A 19,847-nucleotide genomic window follows, 5' to 3' on the forward strand; every position below is an offset into this window, starting at 1 on the left:
CTGGTAGGTTTTATTTAACTGGAGCGATTGGCACCACCAACCCAATAACTTCAGTGGAGGGGCAACCATGCTGAGAAAACAGCAGCAACTGCAACCCCCCTCACCCGAGGCCCAAGAATTACTGGCCCAACTACACGACATTCAGGAACCGGCTCCTGTAAGCTGGTGGCCACCCGCGCCTGGCTGGTGGCTACTCGCTTTATTGATACTTCTCTCTTTGCTTGGAATTACCCTGTGGATTAGACATCGGCGCAAGCAGGCCGAGCGCAACCGCTACAAAATTGAAGCCGTTGCTTTATTAAATGCGGTGGATGTAAGCCGGCCTGAAGCGACTGGAGAGATCAACGAAATTCTGAAACGCGTTGCTGTAACCACTTTTAGCAGAGCGCACTGTGGCAATCTCACCGGTAGCGCATGGTTGAGCTTTTTAGAGAACAGCGCCTCTCTAAAATGTCCTGACGAGGCACGGGAGGCCTTGCTCGAACAACTTTATCGCGGCTTTTCTAAACCGGAGAGCAGCGAGGCTTTTCGCCAATACGCTATTCAGTGGGTTCTGCAGCACCAATTAACGGCGCAAGACTCCGAGCCACAAGTGAGTAAGGAGCATGCCGGTGTTTGAGTTTGCCTGGCCATGGGTTTTCCTACTAGTCCCTTTACCGCTGCTCGCGCGGTGGCTACTGCCCCGCTCAAAGCCATTAAGCAGTGCCTTAAAAGTACCCTTCTATTCTGAACTCTCTCAGCGCGGCGGTGGAGAGCAAAGCAACTACCTCAATTTAATGTTGCTCGCCCTGATTTGGTTACTGCTGATCTGTGCCGCCGCGAGGCCTCGCTGGTATGGAGAACCGATTTCCCAAGCCAGTAGCGCAAGGGATCTATTGGTTGCGGTAGATATATCTGGCAGCATGGAAACTCCCGACATGCTTCTGGGCGGGCGCCCAGCGATGCGTATTAATGCAGTCAAACAGGTGGTGGGGGACTTTGTAGAGCGGCGCCAGGGCGATCGCCTGGGCCTGGTGCTCTTCGGCACCCGCGCCTATCTTCAGGCGCCACTGACCTATGACCGGGAAACTGTAGGGACCCTATTGCGGGAAGCCCAAATCGGATTCGCCGGCCAGGGTACCGCTATAGGGGATGCTATCGGCCTATCTGTTAAGCGCCTAACCCAGCGCCCAGCCGAGCAGCGCGTGCTAATCCTGCTCACCGACGGCGCCAATACCGCTGGCGAAGTGTCTCCACTAAAGGCCGCCGAGCTGGCACAACAAGCAGGCATCACCGTTTACACCATCGGTGTGGGTGCTGAAGAGATGGTTCAACCGGGTTTATTGGGCAGCCGCTATGGCAGCCGAAGAATTAACCCCTCCAGGGATCTCGACAGCAAAACTCTGCAGACAATTGCCGATACAACTGGCGGCCGCTATTTCCGCGCCCATAATCCCCAGGAGCTAGCAGAGATATATTCGGAATTGGATGAGCTGGAACCTGTGGAACAGGAAGCAGAAAGCTACCGCCCACTGAAGTCCCTATTCATATGGCCACTTGGAGCAGCCCTACTTCTGTCTGCCATCTGGGCAGTGGCCCCTCTCACCACTAATTTCAGATATTCCGGCAACGGCAATAAACAAGCTACTACCAACGGAGGCCAGGCACAGTGAGCACACCTGAGCTACTCCAATCGTTTCACTTTCTCCGCCCCTACTGGCTATGGCTATTAATCCCCGCAGCACTCATTTGCTGGGGCCTCGGCAAGATCGTTCTGAACAATGCCCAACTGCAAAAGGTGATTGATGCGGATTTGTTACCGCATTTGTTAATGCGCGGCAGCGCCAAGCGCCCCTGGTTATTCGGGCTAATCTTTGCATTACTCGCCACCATGATTATCGCTATGGCGGGGCCCTCTTGGAGAAAGCTGCCCACTCCGGTCTACAGCAACCAGGACGCCTTGGTGATTTTAATGGACCTGTCTCCCTCCATGATGGCGACAGATCTCTCTCCCAATCGCCTCACCCGCGCCAGGTTAAAAATTCTGGATATTCTTCGTGAGCGCAAAGACGGACTGACCGCCCTGGTCGCCTATGCCGGCGAAGCCCATGTGGTCACACCACTAACAGAAGATACCGCCACCATCGCCAACTTGGTTCCGGCATTATCGCCTGCGATTATGCCGGTACCCGGCAGCAACATTGAAATGGCTGTACAGACCGGTATTCGCCTGCTCAAGGATGGCTCTGCTGGGCGCGGGCAACTGCTCGCAGTCACTGACGGCATTGAGCCTGCGGCCGCAGATATCGTCGCCAAATCCCTGGCGGAGGCTGGAGTTGAGCTCAACATTCTCGCAGTCGGCAGTGGCGAGGGGAGCCCAATCCCCCGCGGCAATAGTGGCGGCTTCGTCACAGATAGCAATGGCGCAATTGTGATTTCCAATTTTGACCCACGGGAACTGCGCAAACTGGCTAGAGACAGCGGCGGCCGTTACGCCAAGATTACCGTCAACGACGCCGACATAGAGCACCTGCTTCCACAAAACGAAACCCTCGACCAAGCCGAGCTGACCGAGCGAGAATTTGACCAATGGCGCGACGAAGGCCCCCTATTGATCCTTCTTCTCTTACCGTTTGCAGCCTTGCTGTTTCGTCGTGGCGCTCTCGCCTGCACCCTGCCCCTCGCCCTAACCTTGGGACTGCCGAGTGAAAGCCTGGCTTTAGAATGGAAGGATCTTTGGCAACGCAAAGATCAGCAGGGTCAGGAATTACTCAATAAAGGGGAGTCCGCCGAAGCCGCAGAGACTTTTCGCAATCCAGAATGGCGCGGCACGGCAAATTATCGCGCCGGTGATTATGCTGCTGCCCAGCAGGACTTTGCCCAGTCAAATGATGCCCAGGGCCTATACAACCTGGGTAACAGCCTAGTGCAGCAAGGCGACTATGAGCGCGCCATTGAAGCCTATGACCAGGCTCTGGCTCAAGCACCCCAATTCGCCGATGCGCAACACAACCGGGAAATTGCCGAGAAACTCAAGGACCTTCAAGAGCGCCAGCAACAACAAAATCAACAGCAATCCGGTGATCAACAAGAACAACAAGACAAGCAAGATCAGCAACAGGATCAGCAGGCCGGCAACCAACAGCAAAATCAACAGGATCAACAGCAGGAGAACAAGCAACAACCCTCCTCCGGCGAACCCCAGCCCTCCGAGCAACAATCTGGCCAGGAACAGGATCAATCAGCCGAACAGCAGCCTGAAGAAGCTGAGCAGCAACAAAATGAACAGGAGCGGCGGTCTCAACAAGCCCAACAGGGCGAAAAAGAGCAAAAAGAACAGCAAGGAGAGCCCCAACCAGCCGGAGCCGAGGAGCGCCAATTGGACCCAGAAACCCAGCAGGCCCTGGACCAATGGCTACGTCAAATTCCCGACGATCCAGCCGGCTTAATGCGGGAAAAATTCAAATACGAAAGCTTGCAGAGGCGGCGTGCCTATCGCAGTGGCGAGTGGGAACCCCCTGAAAACGGCGCTACCCAAAGGTGGTAGATAGATACCCACAATGCAAAACATGATCTCTGTTTTTAGATGTGACCAAACTTCAGGAAGGCTTATGGATAGCTTTTTTAAGGACCATAAATTATCTCGTCCACTAGATTTTTCAGGACTTCACTGCCTGCTATTTTTACTGGCTCTCTTTTGCCTGCCCGCCAGTGGCTGGGCCAGTGATCTCAATGCCAGTGTGGATCGCAATAAAATTGGTATCGATGAAACCCTGAATTTGCGCGTGCGCTACTCCGGTGATGAGAATGGCGGCCAGCCCGACTTCGAATTACTGGAGCAGGATTTTGACATTCTCTCTCGTCAACAGTCCAACCAGTACCGGGTCATCAATGGTCGCGCGGAGAGCTTTGTCGAATGGATGCTCACGCTGGCCCCAAAGCGGGAAGGAGAGTTATTTATTCCTTCATTGCACTATAAAGGGCAAGTTTCAGATGCAATCCCCATAAAGGTCAGTGAGGCCGGCAGTACCCCCAATGGCGCTGATCGCAAGGCTTTTCTGGAGATCGAATTAGACAAAGACAAGGTCTACGTACAAGAGCAGCTACTAGTTAAAGTGCGGTTGTACACAACTATCGGGCTGCACGATATCGCCACTGAGCCATTACAAGTGGCCGGTGCCCATGTAGAAAAGGTTGATGAGCAACGCTATGAGCGCAAACTCGATGGCGTCAGTCATGCCGTATACGAACTGACTTATGCCATCTTTCCCGATAGCTCTGGCCAGCTCTCTATTCCCGCATTGACTTATGTCGCCGTTGCCGGGCGAAGAGACCCCTTCTCGCTGTTCAATCGCAACAGCCAAAGGCTGCGCCTGCGCTCCCAGGCAAAAACCATCGAGGTTCTTCCCAAGCCTGACAGCTACAGCGGTGCCCACTGGCTGCCTGCAGCAAGCCTGGGAATCGTGCAAAGCTGGAGCCAAGACCCGGATACCTTTACCGTGGGCGAGCCTATTACCCGGATTCTTACCATACGGGCTGAAGGCCTGCGCGCAGCCCAACTACCACCTCTCCCCAAGTTAGACATTGAAGGCCTTAAAACCTACCCCGACCAACCACAACAGGAAGATCAGGTAGGCCCTAATGGCGTTACTGGTAGCCGCATAGAAACCACCGCAATCGTCGCCACCCAGCCTGGTGATTACCAGCTGCCCGCAGTCACACTCACTTGGTGGGATACCAAGAGCCAAAAACAGCGCGCCACCCAACTTCCCGCTTTCCGCTTTAAGGTCAGCGGTACTGCTGCAGCCGCCCCTCAAGCGCAAGAACCCGGAAACCTCCCCACCCTTGTTCCCGGCACTAAAACCCTGGAGGAACAGGATCATTTCTGGCGCAACCTGGCTATCGCCGCCCTTGCCTCCCATCTACTGTGGGTTTTCTATTTCTACCGGTATCGCCAACAGCGCCCAAAGCAACCTGCAGCCCAGGCAACGTCAGCAAAGAAGATGCACCAAGAGGCGAGATTAAAGAAAGCGATTGATAGTGAAGACCCCAGACACATTCAACAAGCCTTACTCGACTGGCTACAGCAACGCTGGCCCCATGTAAGCGGAAATAACTTAACTGAGATTTCACACCAACTGGGTTTTGAGGAGCTGAAAGAAATTCAGTCGCTGCTCAGTGCAGCCATCTATCAAGAACCTGTAAAGCCGCTAAATATTGTGAAGGTGAAGGTTCTGATGGATAAGTTGATGAGCCGAGACAGAGGCATGGAAGAAGCTTCGGAGGTGGGGGAATTACCGAAGCTATTTACCTGATACTTACTTGATGTGCACCAGCTCAGGCTTGACGAGGCAGTTACTCATTTTTTTGCAGCTACCCTATTCGGTCAGGCCTAAGCTACCAAACTTTTACCCCCTAACAAACTGGCATGGCCAAACCCCCCATAGAAAAGCAGACCCCAAAAGTCCACTCTGCTTTCCTATATGCATATATGGCCAATTTAGTGATTGTTGCGTTAAGACAATCTCAATTAATAGCCTCAGCCCACCGCCGTTATCCGGCCCGATTTAAAGCTGACTCAATCACTGAAAGAGTCTCGGCTGCCGCTTTATTCCAAGAGAATTCCCCAGCCCTTCTCAGAGCATAGAATTGCAATTCTGATACTTTTTCAAGGTCTTGGGTCAACACTGCAAGTGCATGGGCAATTTCTGCTGTCGAATCAGGGTTGACCGTAACTGCCGCATCTCCGGCAACTTCAGCCATAGCTCCTCGGTTTGCTGTCAATACCGGTGTTCCCTGGCTATAAGCTTCGACAATTGGCAGACCAAACCCCTCGTATAGCGAAGGAATCAGTAATGCTCTCGCCTCCCGGTAGAGCTTAGGCAATTGGTCATCAGTTATATAACCTAGAATCTCAGCACTCCCCTCTAGATTTAACTCCTGGACTTTTCCCTTCAATTCCGGCATACCCCAGCCCTTACCACCACAAATTTTCAGAGGGAGTGGATTAGTAACTCTTTCTCGATATAAGGAGTATGCTTCGAGCAAGCGTTTGAGATTCTTGCGAGGTTCAATTGTACCCACAAAAAGAAAATACTTGCCTGGAGGGCTAGGCACTTCAGAAACATCTAAAAAAGGGGCCTCATAAATAGTCACAAGCTTTTCAGCGCAGCTGGGAAATGACTGCCTCAATTCATTTGCCGTTGCCTCTGAAACAGCAATAATTGAGTCAGCCGACTTAACGCCCTGAGGCATCAGCAGTCTTTCAAGCTGTAGACCCAAACGCGACATAGTCTTAGGGAAACGCTGCCATACCAAATCGTGTATTGTTAACACCTTCGATATCGATCGCCCAAGGCAAAGGGGTAGATGGTGGCGGGGAGACCAAAATAAATCTACATCATCTTTCCAGGCCCACAGGGGAAAAACCATCTGCGCAAAGAAAGTACTGAGACTTCCCTTTTGAATATTTGCCGATCGCACAGTCACATTAGGAAGCGACTCAAAATCAATCAGCAGAGGTTGGTGGCTGTAAAGGTACCAATGATGCCCGCTACTCAGCATTCGCTCCAAAACTGCACGGGTATAACGACCGATGCCTGTAGTGGGAATCGAAAGTGGTCGAGCATCCACTGCTATTTTGGCCATTAATCTACCAGCCCCCTCTCCATGAGAACCTCTCGGTAGAGCTGATGATGAGCTTCAGCCATTTTGTCAGCAGTAAATAACCTCTCGTAACGACAACGACCAGCGCGCCCCATTTCCTCTGCTTTCACAGAATCGGACCATAAATTTTCCATTGCCTCTCGAAGTTCAATAGGGTCGGCTGGGCGCACAACATAGCCCGTTTCTCCATCTTGGTTGACAAAACTAGTTCCGGTGCCAATTTCGCAGGAAATGAGGGGTTTACTATTCATCAACCCCTCAATCAGGGTAACGCCGAAAGCCTCCGAACGTAAATGAGAGGGAAAAACTACTGCTCTACACAATCTCATCAACGCGGCCTTTTCTTCATCGCTGACAAAACCCGCAAAATGTACGTTGGTTGCCCCCAGATGGTCAGCCAAAGATTTCAAGCGACTAGCCTCAGGCCCATTGCCAGCTATAACAACACGATAAGGTTGATTTGCAGCGGCTCGAACCAAGTACTCGAGCCCTTTATAATACCTGAGGACACCCACAAACAGCATAAAGCCCCGGCCAAATCGCATCTCGAGGCTTTCCATTGTCTTATCCGAGGGTTCAGGGTATCCCTGCTCGGACACACCAAGGGGAATCACTTTCACTTTATCCCTGTAAGCGGCAAGAATCGGGCTACTTTTCAGATAGTTATGTGAAGTCGCTATAATGCGATCCGCACGGGCCAGGAACCTATGCATGAGAGGTCGATAGAGGGCACCTAACAACCTCTGCCTAACGATATCTGAATGATAAGTCACGATCAATGGGCGTGACCGACCGGCCAGAAAATATGACAAGTCACCGAATGGCCACGGAAAATGAAAATGCAATAGCTTTGCTTTAGTTTGATACAAAGCCCCCAATAAACCTGGACCTATGCAACATGAAGCGATCGAGAACCAACGCTTCTTGGCAATTACGGGCAAATGATCATTCAACTTCAGACTGCGGGGGGAATCAGCCAGAGTGAGAACACCACACTTTTCTGTTTTTTGTGCGATTTCTAAAATTACCTGCTCAACTCCTCCTTGTGACTCAGGATAAAAGGTTCGATAACAGTGGAGAACTTCAAGCTCAGGATTCAAAGGAGACTCACTTAACAGAAGGGGTACGGGCCTGCCGATAACCTATTGTTTTATAACACATTAAGGTATAATAACCGCCCCAGTAACCCCGGTGTCAATGTGAGAATATTATTCTGTACCATGCAATTCGGGCCCGGGTATAACCAGGGAACCGAAAAATACATTCGCAATCTCGCTCAAGATCTAAGTAAGCGCGGTTGTGATGTCATAGTTGCGGGCGGTGATCCTGAAGGGATACTAACCGATCCCACACTTATTGACGAAGACCGAATTCGCCTAATTAAGCTCCCAACTTTTGGCTGGGGAACCACCGAGGGTGATTCGATTGAAAATCATCAGGCTTTACTTTCTGAGCTGAAACCCGATGTCGTCCATATGGTTAATCCAGCCCATATAGGCATTAATATACTGGAAGCAGCCCAGAACCTAAACATTCCTTACTTCATCTCAATCACTGACTTCTGGTGGCTCTGCCCCAAGCATACACTGACTCTTAGATCCGGCGATTTTTGCTCAGGATTTGCTGACTATGAAACCTGCTTCCGCTGCATTGCAGAAACACACCCTAACAAGTTAGTAAAAACCGTCTCTCAGTTTCCAGTTACTAGAGATTATATTGCTAAAATTTTACACTTAAAAAACACCAAATTTGCAACAGCGCCAGAAAGCAAGAACCGTAAGCAAATCCTGGCCTCAGCTCTAAATAAAGCAAGAAAGGTAATTTGCCTCTCAAAAACAAGCCTGAGACGGATAAAAGAGTACTACTCACTCAGTAATTGCCACTATATTCCTGCAGGCCTTTCAGATACTTGGTTTGAAACAGTACCTCACCGACAGACGAACACTACCCCCTTCGTAGTTGGGTTTCTTGGCGCTATTGCACCACACAAAGGCCTTCATACCCTTACCCATGCATTAAATGACCTTGGTGATTCAAAAGTCAAACTCAAAGTCGCAGGAAGAATATCCGATCACAGATATGCCAAACAGTGCCTAAGCTCCTATAAAATTACTGAATATACCGGTGAGCTTAGCGAATCACAGAGCAAAGAATTTCTAGACTCTTTAGACTTGCTAGTAATACCCAGCAACTCACCAGAAAATCAACCCCAAGTGCTGCTTGAAGCTGCCGCAAGGAAAAAGCCTGTTCTAGCCTCTAATACTCCAGGTTGTGCCGAGCTACTTTCCCCAACCTCCGTTTTCCCTGTTAATGATGCGAACAAATTGAAAGAGTTGCTATATATAGCAAGAAAAGACATATCGAAAATAGGTTGCCCCACCTTGGGGTTATCCTCCAAAGCAGTTTCAGACAAAATTTTATCCGAATACCAAAAAGTGTTTTAACCCCGTGATTTTTCTACAAAAACATCATAGAGACATCGTCTTCTACAAGGCGTTATGTAATTTACGATCTGAAGCCTCGAAAACCTATTTAAGCTTCCTCTGGTGGATCATAGAACCCATTTTTTCGATGGCGATCTATTACTTTATATTTGCCGTTGTATTTCAAAGAGGAACAGATGACTTTGTCCCCTTCCTTCTTGTGGGATTGGTAGTTTGGCAGTGGTTTGCCCAATGCGTCAGCCACTGCTCAGCTGCTATTACCCAAAATCATGCACTAATCAGCCAAGTCAATTTCCCCAAAGTAGTACTTCCATCTATTAATATCGTCATGGACACCTTCAAGTTCAGTATTGTGTTTATGCTACTGCTAATTGGGTTATGGATAATGGGGTATCCACCCACATGGAGCTACATCTACCTTCCATTAATCCTTGTAATACAGTTCCTCCTGAACTATGCCTGTGGCCTGATCGCTAGTGCGCTAATTCCATTTGTACCAGACCTCTCTAACCTGATTCCCCATTTGCTACGACTCGGCATGTATGGCTCAGGCATCCTCTATACCGTCAGCTCGTTACCACAAAACGCTCAAGATATTCTCGCTTACAATCCAATGATCTGGATCATTGAGAGCTACCGCGACATATTGATGTATAACCAAATACCTAACGTATCTAGTCTGGCAATTTACACCTGTGCAGTTATATCGCTTTATGCCTTAGCTAGATTAATAATGAAAAAGCTAAATCCCGTATTCGCAAGGGCACTGATGCAAAGATGAGTGAAAGCAAGAAATCAGCCATTAGCCTGAAAAATGTACGGGTGACCTATCGCTCAGGCATTCCTTTTACCCGAGCAACCAGTGTTTATAGCCCACTGAAAGATATTAGTTTTGAGCTTTATGTGGGTGATTCGCTTGGAGTTCTTGGTCGCAATGGTGCAGGGAAAAGCACTCTACTTCGTCTCTTGAACGGTATCATCAAGCCTGATAACGGGAAAGTGATCAACCACGGTCATAGAACGGCACTACTTTCTTTAACCGTCGGCTATGATCAAAATCTTTCTGGTCGCCAAAATGCGGTTATTAGCGGCATGATGATGGGTCTGGAAAAGGCTTATATCGTTAGCAAACTTAATGAAATCAATGAATTTGCTGAACTTAGGGAGTTTTTTGACCAGCCAGTTAAAAACTACTCTACCGGTATGAAGCAGCGCCTTGGAATGGCTGTCGCAATTCATTTGAAATCTGATGTCTTACTGATTGATGAGATTTTAGCAGTCGGCGATTCTAGGTTTAGAAGGAAATCAGAAGCAGTAATGCGAGAAAAAATCACCTCAGGCGATACTGTAGTCCTGGTTTCTCATTCTGCAGAAACTGTGAAGCGGCTTTGTAACAAAGCTTTATGGATTGAAAATGGCGTTGTAGCCCAATACGGGGATAGCAAAGATGTAGTAGCATGCTATGAGGAATCACAGAAGTAATGCGTATCCTTATATATGAGCCAATGCCAGACATTCAGCGCGCAGATATAATCTTAGCAATCGCACATAAAGAGTCCGAACTCGGAAATAATATTCTACTATTGGTTGAAGAAGAAGTACAACTTCTTAGCAGAAACCATATCAATCAACCACACAGCGTCAATTGCACAAATATAATCAAAGCTAAGATTGCAACAAGCGGATTTAACTTTATCTCCTTATCTAGAAATAAAGCACTAGCGAAGCAATTCGAAGCGAACCCGAATAAAGCCTTAAAAGAAATAAAACATTATCGGGCGAACTGCTTCCATAAAGTGATAGAGAGCTTTAAACCGGAAAAGATAATAATTTGGAATGGTCTACCCCACTATCAACAGGATTTTATAAATCTTGCTCTTGATATAAATCCAAATCAGAAATTCTCCTTCTTGGAAGCTGGCTGGTTTCCACAGTCAGGTACTTACTATGAAGACCCCCTCGGAGTAAATGGACAAAGCTCGATCTCCATTACAAAACCAAGAACTATTAGTTCGGAAGAGCGGCAAAACGTAAAACAATGGAAAGTTTCATATAGGAAAAATTTTGGGGATAATGATATCTCTGATAATGGATATCTATTTATTCCCCTCCAGTTAGAAACAGACACAAACATTACAAAGTTTTCTCCATTTTCCACTATGATAAGCTTTCTAAAGTGGGCCGAATCACATGTGGCACCAAATATAGATATTATTGCACGCCAGCACCCTCTTGACCGTACCCCACTAATTAACCTCCTCCCCAACAATAGCCGAATAAAGCTCGACTACGAAACCCCACTACATCAATTGATATCAAAGTCTAGCTGTGTTCTGGGGATAAATAGTACTGTCTTACTTGAATCATTGATATACGACAAACCTGTTTACGCAGTAGGGAGAGGAGTTTTTTCTGGGACTGACGCCATCATCAAAGTAAAGTTGGATGAAGCCTTACCCACCCATCACACATTCTCAATTAAAAGTCAGGAAGAGCTCCTGCACTTGCTTTTACAAAAGCAAAAAATGCTTATCACACCAAAAAGCTCACTTTTAAGCAGGGTAATATCGGCCATCAAAAATCAGAGATATTCATGCTACCCCCTACCCAGTATTATTTTTTCAGCTTTTAAGATATTGATAAAAAGCAAATTAACTAAAACAATATCGAAAACCTGACTTTTACTGAAACAAAACGTTATAATTTTTTAAAAAAAATCGAAATCCAACAGAAACAAATCAATGGTAATGTCCCAGTAACAAACACTCGGAGCTACCATGAGCCAAACGACTTTCCTCGATGTAATAATTCCGTTCAGATATAGCCCACTGCGAGACAACTGTCTAATTAATTTGGAAGCAGTTCTAAGTGAATTCTCCCGCCAGGATGCTCGTTTTATCCTTGTTGATTCTGGTAGTGATGCGGGAGCCTCAATTAAAGCAAAAGATATTTGCAATAAGTACGGTGCCTTATACTCTTACATAAATACCAAAAATGAAACCTTTTCTATAGGAAAGGCACGTGATCACGGCGCAGAGATATCAACAGCTAAATATATCCTTTTTCAGGATGTAGATTTACTCCCATATGCAACTTTTTATGAAGATCTCAAGATACTTATTAATGGGAGGTTCAGCGATGGGATAGATGAAGTTATCAATATCCCATGTATATATTTATCCTACAGCGCATCTAAAGAGTATATAAGCAACTCACCTGAAAACAGAAAAGTTTATCTCCAAGAAAGCATGAAAATTGGAGATGAAAGAATAGAGTTTTACGCTGCAAGCTCATCAGTTGCTGTTTTTGATCGCTACTATTACTGTACCCTAGGAGGACATGATCCAAGATTCCAGGGACATGGCTGTGAAGATTTCGAACTATTTTATCGAGCGTATAGCAATAACCCAAGATTTCCAAGGCCATCAAATATATACAACAACGACGGACACTGGAGTACGCAAAGCTATTCTGGATTCAGATCCTTGTATAGAAAGTATGGAGATGAGACTGCATTAGACGGCATATTTATTGCCCATCTATGGCATGAACGAGAAAAAGGATCTAATGACTATATAAAGAAGTCAAAGGAAAACAAGAACCTGTTAAAGCAGTGCATGTCAGAATATGACAACCAATGTAGTTGCTGGCTACCACCGATACCCTACAATAATAAAAGAACCCTATTTCTGGGAGTTGAAGGCAGTGAGTTTACTGAGAGTGTAAGAGAGGTCATACCCTCTCTTGGGCATGTTGATTACCAACGTGAATCATTCTTTGAAACAGAAACAGAGCTTAAAGAATACATATCAAAGAAAAAAATAGATCAAGTATTTTTTCACAATCCATACGCAAATAAACAAAGATTAAATATCTATAGATATTGTAGAAATGAAGAAATTCCGTACATTGCGTACGAGAGAGGAGCACTTCCTGGAGCAGTTTTCTTTGATATGAATGGATTCAATGCTGACAGCAATTCATATCACGAAAAAAACTGGGACAGAGAGCTATCTGATGCCGAAATTTTATCAGTTTCTGAGTATTGTAAAAACGAAATGCAACAGGGAAATTACCTTGAAAAGCAGTCAAAAAAAATGGGGCCGGAGTATATTAAAAATAAGTACCGAATAAATGGGAAAAAGATATGCCTTGTACCCCTTCAAAGACCAGGTGATACTGTTTGCGAATTTTTCAAGGGGCCGCTAAGGAGATATTCTGACTTCTATACATGGGTGGACACTGTATCCAAGTCACTTAGGGAGTGGGTATTTCTTATTAAAACACACCCGCTTAAAAAAAAACCTACATACCCATTTGAAGACAACCACAATGTTATTAACTGCGACCTAGAAAATATACATGATTTAATCGATGCCGCTGACTCGGTATTCCTTCTAAACTCGGGAGTTGGATTGTTATCTATTCTAAGATTTAAGAACGTTGTTTCTGTTGGTGATGCGTTCTATTATCATAAAGGAATATGCAATAAGGCTGAAACCCCAGAAGAAGCCTCGACATTTATTTCGAGGGAGTGGGAACCAGATATAAATCGTATTTATAAGTTTCTCAACTACCTTATTAATGAATTCTACTCATTTGGCCAATTTTCAACAAGATCAGTGCGCAGGGATGGAGATGTAATTACTATTACTACAAAAGTTAAATTCAAAACAATTCGTATACTCGGACAGGAAATCCAGGAAAATTTTAACTCTAGGACGCTCCCTCTATTCCCCGAAAAGTCCTACCTGCTTGGAGTAAAATTCTCACAAGTTAACATCCCTAAAAATACAAAAAGCCCAACGCCTCGCACATCCTCCCACTTTATACTTCGAATCAAGAGGGCAATAAAGTTCTTAATCTGGAAAACCATAGGCTCAGAAAATGGTGTAGAGCTTATTTCAGGATTTTACCGCCTACTAGGCACAAAGAAATTGGTATCTAAGGACATATAAATCTACAAAGAAAAAGTAACAGAGGGAATGACTAATATAGTGCAGGACCCCACTTCATAAGGTGTAGTAGTTCGAACTTGATCTGACCGCTACCGGTTTTTCAGAAAGTGTTATATCAGGTCAAATTCAGTATACAATTTTTCCATCCAGATGACTTTTTCATCTTCAAGTGTTGTCATTGGTGTGTGGCCACAACACTTCTTGCCTTGAGGGTACGATCATTAATCTAATAGAGAAGCCATTCGTCCAGATCCTTTTCAGTCCTTCTATCGATTAATAGATATTCAAGGTGACGATGGTTGGTAGAACTCCTGTAAAATAGTTTTATGGAATCGGTCACAAATACCGTTGGTTTGTGGATATCTCGCTTTTGTCTTGATGTATTCTATTTCGTTCACACTAAGATTTAATTTACAACTATGTTACTCCAGTTTGCCACAATATTCCGTACCACGGTCAGTCAGGATACATAGCACCCCTAGATCATTCAAAAATTCTGCTACGATGATCGGTGTCTTGGTGGTGTGCCCGTTGTTGGTGGGTAGGATCAGTATGGTGAAGACCCCCAGAGAGAACTAGATATAATCCTGCCAGCTGAATCTGTACTTGACCGACCTCTTCAATTTCTTGGCTTTTGATATACTCTCTAGTTATCTGCTCATCGAACCCCACTATACTCACGCAGTAGCCCCGAACTCAAAAGTGTCTTCCTGAAAAATTTCTCTGTACATCTTATACTTCTGAAATATCTGGATCGTAGATTCCCCTTTCAAAAGCGCAACCACATTGGAATACACTAAATTTCGGAGGAATCATTAGCAACATATGAAGGTAATCACTCATTGTGTACCCTTCTACCAACTCAATGTCCGACGGCATAAGTCTCGAAATATCGTTCCAATTTATCGTCTTAATTTTTCAAATCATTCTTTCTTTCGATACTTAGGCATAAATACTGCGTGATACCTACAATAATGCTTCACATGAGCTCAGTACTGCCGATCTCATATATGGCCTCCCTTATAGAACTTGCCAGCTCTTGAAGACCATATTTTTAATTTACGCGCCTGAACAGCAGAGCCCCATCATTTCTCACCGTCAATAGCTGTAGTTTACTTAGATATTAATTAACAACTTTCTTAGATGAAACAATACCAACGTCATAATACAGGTTATTTATCAGGAGCATTAATAAATTTAAACTATACCTACCAACATCAGCATGGCACTTTATTTTTGGATGAGAGAAGTTGAAAAGATTCATTGATTCCTTATGTTTGTTAAACATACCTTCAACCTCCTTAAAAATTGGAGATTGCCTAGAATAAATTATATTGACCTTTTTACTTAATAGATTATTTTTCAACAGAGAGTAAAACAAATCGGATTTTTCTTTTGGAAAGGTCCCTGATACAAAATGACAGTCTCGAAGCTGATTTAGATGGTACTCCCCCGTGATAATTGGATCTACAGACACACATTTATACTGACCTAAAATTGCATGGTAAAGACTTCCTGTTCCACCTTTAGATGTACCATATAAGACAATATCATCATGGCAGATGCTAAACTCTCCTGAAATCTTTGAAATCAATGATTGGATATCATCTTCTACTTGTTCATTAAAATTGTTATTCAAATAGAAACTTCCTACGACCCCACCAACATCTGCAATTCTCAGAATATAAGTATTGCTAGGTATGTATTTCTGTATAGAATTAAAGTTTAAATAGAAATTTCTTGTGGCAACATCTGAATTATAAGCCTTGCCAGCAACAGAAGAGAATATCACCATCAACCTAGAGCGATCACTTTTAACTAAAGGCTTCTCCAATGTGTAAAATATAGATCGGTGATACCTAAGATTTTCTTTTTTAATAAATTTAGAAAATGAGGCTGCATTAATGAATTTATTGAATGTAGAAATTCCATTTTGGCAATGAGTCAAATAAAAACCATTGTTTGTTAGATTGGTAACGAGCTCCTTAACATTTTGGTTGCGCCGTGCGAACCCATATATATTGTGAAGCCTTTCAGATTTATGCCCTACTTCTGATCGATCAATCTTGATAGTTGACAATCCAGAAAAATTCACATCTATAGATCTCTCAATTATTGAGTCCGTCAGCTTTAAAATTTCTTTAGATGGGGAAAATGTAACTTTTTTCTTATAGTTATTAAATATATTTAGCTTTAACATAAAATTACCTTTAAACAGCGACCACAAATAAACAACGAGATATAATACACCAATTACGCAGGCTATAAATACATCAACTCTCTATAGTTTTTTTATTTACTTAGACCTATTGTTAATGGTTAACTTTTAATGACTTTCTTCCTCTCTCGACTCAAGCTTTATAGTAACCTACCACTTATTCACTCTCCCTCCTTATGCTTCAAACTCAAATAAAAGTTAAGGATCTGAGATTTTAGTCTAATTTTAACATTTTCGTTAAATTCAAATTAAAATCCAATTATCTCAAATATCATGCTGTAACCAAAGAATTTTCTCTAATCAACGACTAACCGCAAGCAAGTGGCATGGTGAAAGCCCTCATAGTGAACTAGTTAAAATACCGCTAGCCGCACCTACTCTTGGCGGCGCCCTTCAACCTCTATTCTTAATATGCTCATCAAGCCTCGCTGATCACACAATAGCACCGAGCCAAAAAGTATTTTCCTGTAAGGTTTCTCTGCATAGGGTTGCATTTCCGGAGTATTTGAATAGTAGATTTCCCTTTCAAAAACTCAACCGTATTGGATATACTGAACTTCAAGGAAACATTAAAACATATGAATATGATCCCTCATTACGTACTCCTCGACCAACTCAATCCCCTTTTGGCGGCATAAGACTCAAAGTAACCCTCTGCTCTCCCATCTAAACATCCCAAATAATGCTTTTTTCGGTACTTAGCACAAATACCAGGTGGTACCTGCTATAAAGCTTCATGCGAGCTTGGAACGGCCAAGCTCGTGTATGACATCCTTTTAGAACTTGCCGGTTCATGAAGGCCATATTTTTAATCTGCACGCCAGAACGACAAGTCCTGTCAAGTTTCACTATCAAGGGCATTGCTTTCCCTATGTATTAATTAATCCGCTTAAAAAATAAGGGGTTTTAAGCCTGAAAAATCCCTCTGATAAATTGACATTCTTTAGATATATTCGAGCATATTCACTAAACTTACAATGATAAATATCTAGGATAGAGGGGCAACGATATGATAATCTTGTCTGAGCAAGGTTTATGTATCTTACCAATGATTAGGGAGGGGTAGAGGCCCTTTCAGCATAGATTCTCAAAAAAGTGTTAGCAAGGGAGGCCTTCTTTCCAAAGGTTAAGTAGCTTCCACACTAACAACCACATACCGAACCGAACCGAACCGAACCGAACCGAATAGTGTCTCTAGAAAGAATGATATCAGATCAAATCCCTCTATATGGCTCAAACCGTTTCATAGATCCAGTAAATTAATCTCTTGAGACTGCCCCCAATAGATAACTATGACACTTGAATTAATTGCTCAAACACTCTAAAACCTCTTAAATCGAATCAATATTGAGGGACACAAGGAAAAATCAACAATAATGCAAATAGCAACCCAATATCCAAGTAATAATTATTTCCTAACTATGGAAAAGTTTGCCCAAATTTTCAATGCCAATCATACCTCGTCAGCATCTGACGAACGACCTCAAAACATTTATTTTATCTATTCGTGGGGAAAAATAAATTGACTACACAGTTAACCAGGCCAGCCCTGAGCAACTTGAAGTCCATAGATTTGTCACACACTAATGTATGTATAAGATTAGTTAGCAACCTAATCGATCACAAGGGAATCACCAAAAATTCAAACCAACAGATATTAGACATAAAAATCGGTTAGTGTATTTGTGAGAAGCTCACTCCAACTGGAAATAAAAATGAGTTTTATACCTTAAAAACCACAAAGACTGAATGCATTGCCTAGCCCTCTGCTCATAATTTAGTGGTGGACTCCATCTCAAACTTTATGGAATGGCCTGACTCACTCCAGCCTTTTAATTCATAAATTTAGATGGTATTGTCCGCCGCCCACTCACTAAGATGGGCAGCCAATCAGCTCATTCATTTGCGGAAGTAAACCAAAGAAAACACAGAGCGAATATGAGAGAAAAGCGCCTTTAAAAAAGCGACCAAGGAGTTGTAGTCTATACCAAGCATTGGCAATGACCAACGAACACAATCATAATAAGGACTACTTGCCATAATTTCTCCTCCACGATCAATAAATGCACGTGTGTTATTTTTTAGTCGAATTCTCCCTCCAAAAAATTGCTTTTGAGGGAAGGATAATAACCTTGCTAAATATTCTCGGCATTCCTCCTTCGAAATAGTCAAGTAGTTGTTATTTTTCTTACCCCCTCTCTCAAAACCCTCACCTTTCATAACCCAGTCTGTTTTGTATCGAATTCCAAAGATTGCTGCCATTAAGACCAAGCAAAGATCATTAGAGTAGCTTTTCTTAAGCCAGCTCAAATAAATCCAAGCTCTAAGTTTAAGCGACCTTTCTAAATGTACAATATAGTTCAACACAGTCGGGCACTCCTCAAAGAGGTTGGCATGGCACTCTTTACCTGATGAGCTTTCAGAGTAGAAGAACGGCTTTAATTGCGACTCCATAATACATGTGTAATCAATTCCTTCCTCTTCCAAACCCTCGCAAAACGTGACTACTTCCACTTTATTTTTTGACTTAAGCTCTTCTAAGTCAGCAATCTCAGATACTTTTCCAAGGAAAGAGCCAATATACGACATTGAATCAGGAATAGAAGGGTAAACGACCACTTCAACTTTCGATGAACAATCTATAATCGCCCGCCTAGCGTGCGTCCTCTCTTTTATTCGGCTCAAAAATAACTGTTTATTAGAATTACTCTCATTGCTAGCCCATGCCCCATCATCTCTTCGAGCGTGCCAGATATGTCGAAGGTAAATACCATTTAAAGTTGCAGAAAGACCGTGTAGACGAAAGCTACTTCTCCAGCCTACAAAAGCAGCTTGATGTCGATATTCCTTTTCTAGGTTCCATCTAAAAAATCGAGGCTTCAAAAAACCAGAAGAGCGCTCTAAAACTCGGAAAACAAACTCAGAGTCTTCGTAGCCCCAACCTCGAAAACTGGGGTCTTGCCCGCCTAGTGATAGATAATATTGACGATTTATAATCACCGCGGAACATACATCCGCAAAGCTTTCCAAATGAGCTTTTGGATCCAATCTGCACTGATCAGCCAAGAAAAGAACATCTTCTTTTCTTGTACTACATAGCTGTCTTTTTGACTCGTGATTGGTAAGGTATAAGCAGGGAATTGAAAGCAAGCGTGAATTATAGCTTTCTAACTTGTTGCTCGCTATCAACTTCAATATATCATTAAAATAATTATCATATAGTAGAAGATCAATATCATGAAAAAGTATGAACTCACCTTTAGCTTGGCTTGCAGCAAGATTTCTTACTCTACTTAACGAAAACCTGTTTGATTCACATTTAGCTTCTAGGTACTTATACTGATTCTGATAGCAAAAATTTTTAATTTTTGATCTATATTCTAGATTTTTAGTTGCATCTACAACTAAGATTTCTACACAGTCCGGGCGCAGTTTATCGGTTGCTATAAACCGGAGCCTAGTGAACAACTCATCAAAGTCGTTATTCACCTGAATTGAGTATATACAGGAAAGTTTTACCTCCTGTGAGCTCATATTCAGAAACTTTGATTTCATAACAACTGGCCTGACTTTCATAAACTA

General features: G+C 43.9%; 14 protein-coding genes and 1 pseudogene. 9 read left to right on the forward strand and 6 right to left on the reverse strand.

The window, feature by feature from the left end; translation table 11 throughout:
• The first annotated feature begins 67 nt into the window (after nt 1-67).
• From ACXAFI_RS10410 to ACXAFI_RS10425, 4 genes are all read left to right on the forward strand, one after another.
• A complete protein-coding gene (locus tag ACXAFI_RS10410; protein ID WP_475108738.1) occupies nt 68-619 on the forward strand; it encodes a DUF4381 domain-containing protein in 552 nt (183 codons plus the stop codon).
• Nucleotides 612-1,652: a vWA domain-containing protein gene (locus ACXAFI_RS10415; protein WP_475108739.1), complete on the forward strand. Its 1,041-nt coding sequence runs from the start codon at nt 612-614 to the stop codon at nt 1,650-1,652. The genes ACXAFI_RS10410 and ACXAFI_RS10415 overlap by 8 nt, the downstream gene beginning before the upstream one ends.
• On the forward strand, nt 1,649-3,526 hold the full coding sequence (locus ACXAFI_RS10420; protein ID WP_475108740.1) for a VWA domain-containing protein: 1,878 nt from the start codon (nt 1,649-1,651) through the stop codon (nt 3,524-3,526). Before ACXAFI_RS10415 ends, ACXAFI_RS10420 begins: the two co-directional genes overlap by 4 nt.
• A 64-nt stretch (nt 3,527-3,590) precedes the next feature.
• Nucleotides 3,591-5,294: a BatD family protein gene (locus ACXAFI_RS10425; RefSeq protein ID WP_475108741.1), complete on the forward strand. Its 1,704-nt coding sequence runs from the start codon at nt 3,591-3,593 to the stop codon at nt 5,292-5,294.
• 238 nt (nt 5,295-5,532) lie between these two features.
• Here ACXAFI_RS10425 and ACXAFI_RS10430 read toward each other — a convergent pair whose 3' ends face one another.
• Nucleotides 5,533-6,627: a glycosyltransferase family 4 protein gene (locus ACXAFI_RS10430; protein WP_475108742.1), complete on the reverse strand. Its 1,095-nt coding sequence runs from the start codon at nt 6,625-6,627 to the stop codon at nt 5,533-5,535.
• A complete protein-coding gene (locus ACXAFI_RS10435; RefSeq protein WP_475108743.1) occupies nt 6,627-7,745 on the reverse strand; it encodes a glycosyltransferase in 1,119 nt (372 codons plus the stop codon). Before ACXAFI_RS10435 ends, ACXAFI_RS10430 begins: the two co-directional genes overlap by 1 nt.
• Nucleotides 7,746-7,865: 120 nt before the next feature.
• Here ACXAFI_RS10435 and ACXAFI_RS10440 point away from each other — a divergent pair, with 120 nt between their 5' ends.
• The 5 genes from ACXAFI_RS10440 to ACXAFI_RS10460 all read left to right on the forward strand — a co-directional run bounded on the left by ACXAFI_RS10440 (nt 7,866) and on the right by ACXAFI_RS10460 (nt 14,047).
• Nucleotides 7,866-9,089 (forward strand): glycosyltransferase, encoded by a 1,224-nt coding sequence (locus ACXAFI_RS10440; protein ID WP_475108744.1) that lies wholly within the window; start codon nt 7,866-7,868, stop codon nt 9,087-9,089.
• A gap of 4 nt (nt 9,090-9,093) precedes the next feature.
• Complete coding sequence (locus ACXAFI_RS10445; RefSeq protein WP_475108745.1) at nt 9,094-9,870, forward strand: ABC transporter permease; 777 nt, start codon at nt 9,094-9,096, stop codon at nt 9,868-9,870.
• Nucleotides 9,867-10,571, forward strand: a complete 705-nt coding sequence (locus ACXAFI_RS10450; RefSeq protein ID WP_475108746.1) for an ABC transporter ATP-binding protein — start codon at nt 9,867-9,869, stop codon at nt 10,569-10,571. Before ACXAFI_RS10445 ends, ACXAFI_RS10450 begins: the two co-directional genes overlap by 4 nt.
• The gene (locus tag ACXAFI_RS10455) at nt 10,571-11,767 is read left to right on the forward strand and encodes a capsular polysaccharide export protein, LipB/KpsS family (protein WP_475108747.1); all 1,197 of its coding nucleotides are present in this window, start codon (nt 10,571-10,573) and stop codon (nt 11,765-11,767) included. Before ACXAFI_RS10450 ends, ACXAFI_RS10455 begins: the two co-directional genes overlap by 1 nt.
• 99 nt (nt 11,768-11,866) lie before the next feature.
• Nucleotides 11,867-14,047, forward strand: a complete 2,181-nt coding sequence (locus ACXAFI_RS10460) for a glycosyltransferase (RefSeq protein WP_475108748.1) — start codon at nt 11,867-11,869, stop codon at nt 14,045-14,047.
• Between the two features lie 110 nt (nt 14,048-14,157).
• Here ACXAFI_RS10460 and ACXAFI_RS10465 read toward each other — a convergent pair.
• The 4 genes and pseudogenes from ACXAFI_RS10465 to ACXAFI_RS10480 all read right to left on the reverse strand — a co-directional run.
• Nucleotides 14,158-14,574, reverse strand: a pseudogene (locus ACXAFI_RS10465) (transposase family protein); the annotation flags it as partial.
• A gap of 596 nt (nt 14,575-15,170) precedes the next feature.
• Nucleotides 15,171-16,247 (reverse strand): XcbB/CpsF family capsular polysaccharide biosynthesis protein, encoded by a 1,077-nt coding sequence (locus tag ACXAFI_RS10470; protein WP_475108749.1) that lies wholly within the window; start codon nt 16,245-16,247, stop codon nt 15,171-15,173.
• A gap of 436 nt (nt 16,248-16,683) precedes the next feature.
• Nucleotides 16,684-16,854 carry a transposase gene (locus ACXAFI_RS10475; protein WP_475109814.1) on the reverse strand — a complete coding sequence of 57 codons (171 nt, stop codon included), beginning with the start codon at nt 16,852-16,854 and terminating at the stop codon, nt 16,684-16,686.
• Nucleotides 16,855-18,164: 1,310 nt separating this feature from the next.
• A complete protein-coding gene (locus ACXAFI_RS10480; protein WP_475108750.1) occupies nt 18,165-19,820 on the reverse strand; it encodes a hypothetical protein in 1,656 nt (551 codons plus the stop codon).
• Between the last annotated feature and the right edge of the window lie 27 nt (nt 19,821-19,847).

It is taken from the genome of Microbulbifer sp. ABH2_005, from assembly GCF_056160005.1.

Bases quoted from the DNA above. Each gene is read 5' to 3' on its own strand.
- ACXAFI_RS10425 (WP_475108741.1), top strand. From the start codon at position 3,591: ATGGATAGCTTTTTTAAGGACCATAAATTATCTCGTCCACTAGATTTT.
- ACXAFI_RS10480 (WP_475108750.1), bottom strand. From the start codon at position 19,820: ATGAAATCAAAGTTTCTGAATATGAGCTCACAGGAGGTAAAACTTTCC.
- ACXAFI_RS10460 (WP_475108748.1), top strand. From the start codon at position 11,867: ATGAGCCAAACGACTTTCCTCGATGTAATAATTCCGTTCAGATATAGC.
- ACXAFI_RS10455 (WP_475108747.1), top strand. From the start codon at position 10,571: ATGCGTATCCTTATATATGAGCCAATGCCAGACATTCAGCGCGCAGAT.
- ACXAFI_RS10440 (WP_475108744.1), top strand. From the start codon at position 7,866: ATGCAATTCGGGCCCGGGTATAACCAGGGAACCGAAAAATACATTCGC.
- ACXAFI_RS10450 (WP_475108746.1), top strand. From the start codon at position 9,867: ATGAGTGAAAGCAAGAAATCAGCCATTAGCCTGAAAAATGTACGGGTG.
- ACXAFI_RS10470 (WP_475108749.1), bottom strand. From the start codon at position 16,247: ATGTTAAAGCTAAATATATTTAATAACTATAAGAAAAAAGTTACATTT.
- ACXAFI_RS10410 (WP_475108738.1), top strand. From the start codon at position 68: ATGCTGAGAAAACAGCAGCAACTGCAACCCCCCTCACCCGAGGCCCAA.
- ACXAFI_RS10430 (WP_475108742.1), bottom strand. From the start codon at position 6,627: ATGGCCAAAATAGCAGTGGATGCTCGACCACTTTCGATTCCCACTACA.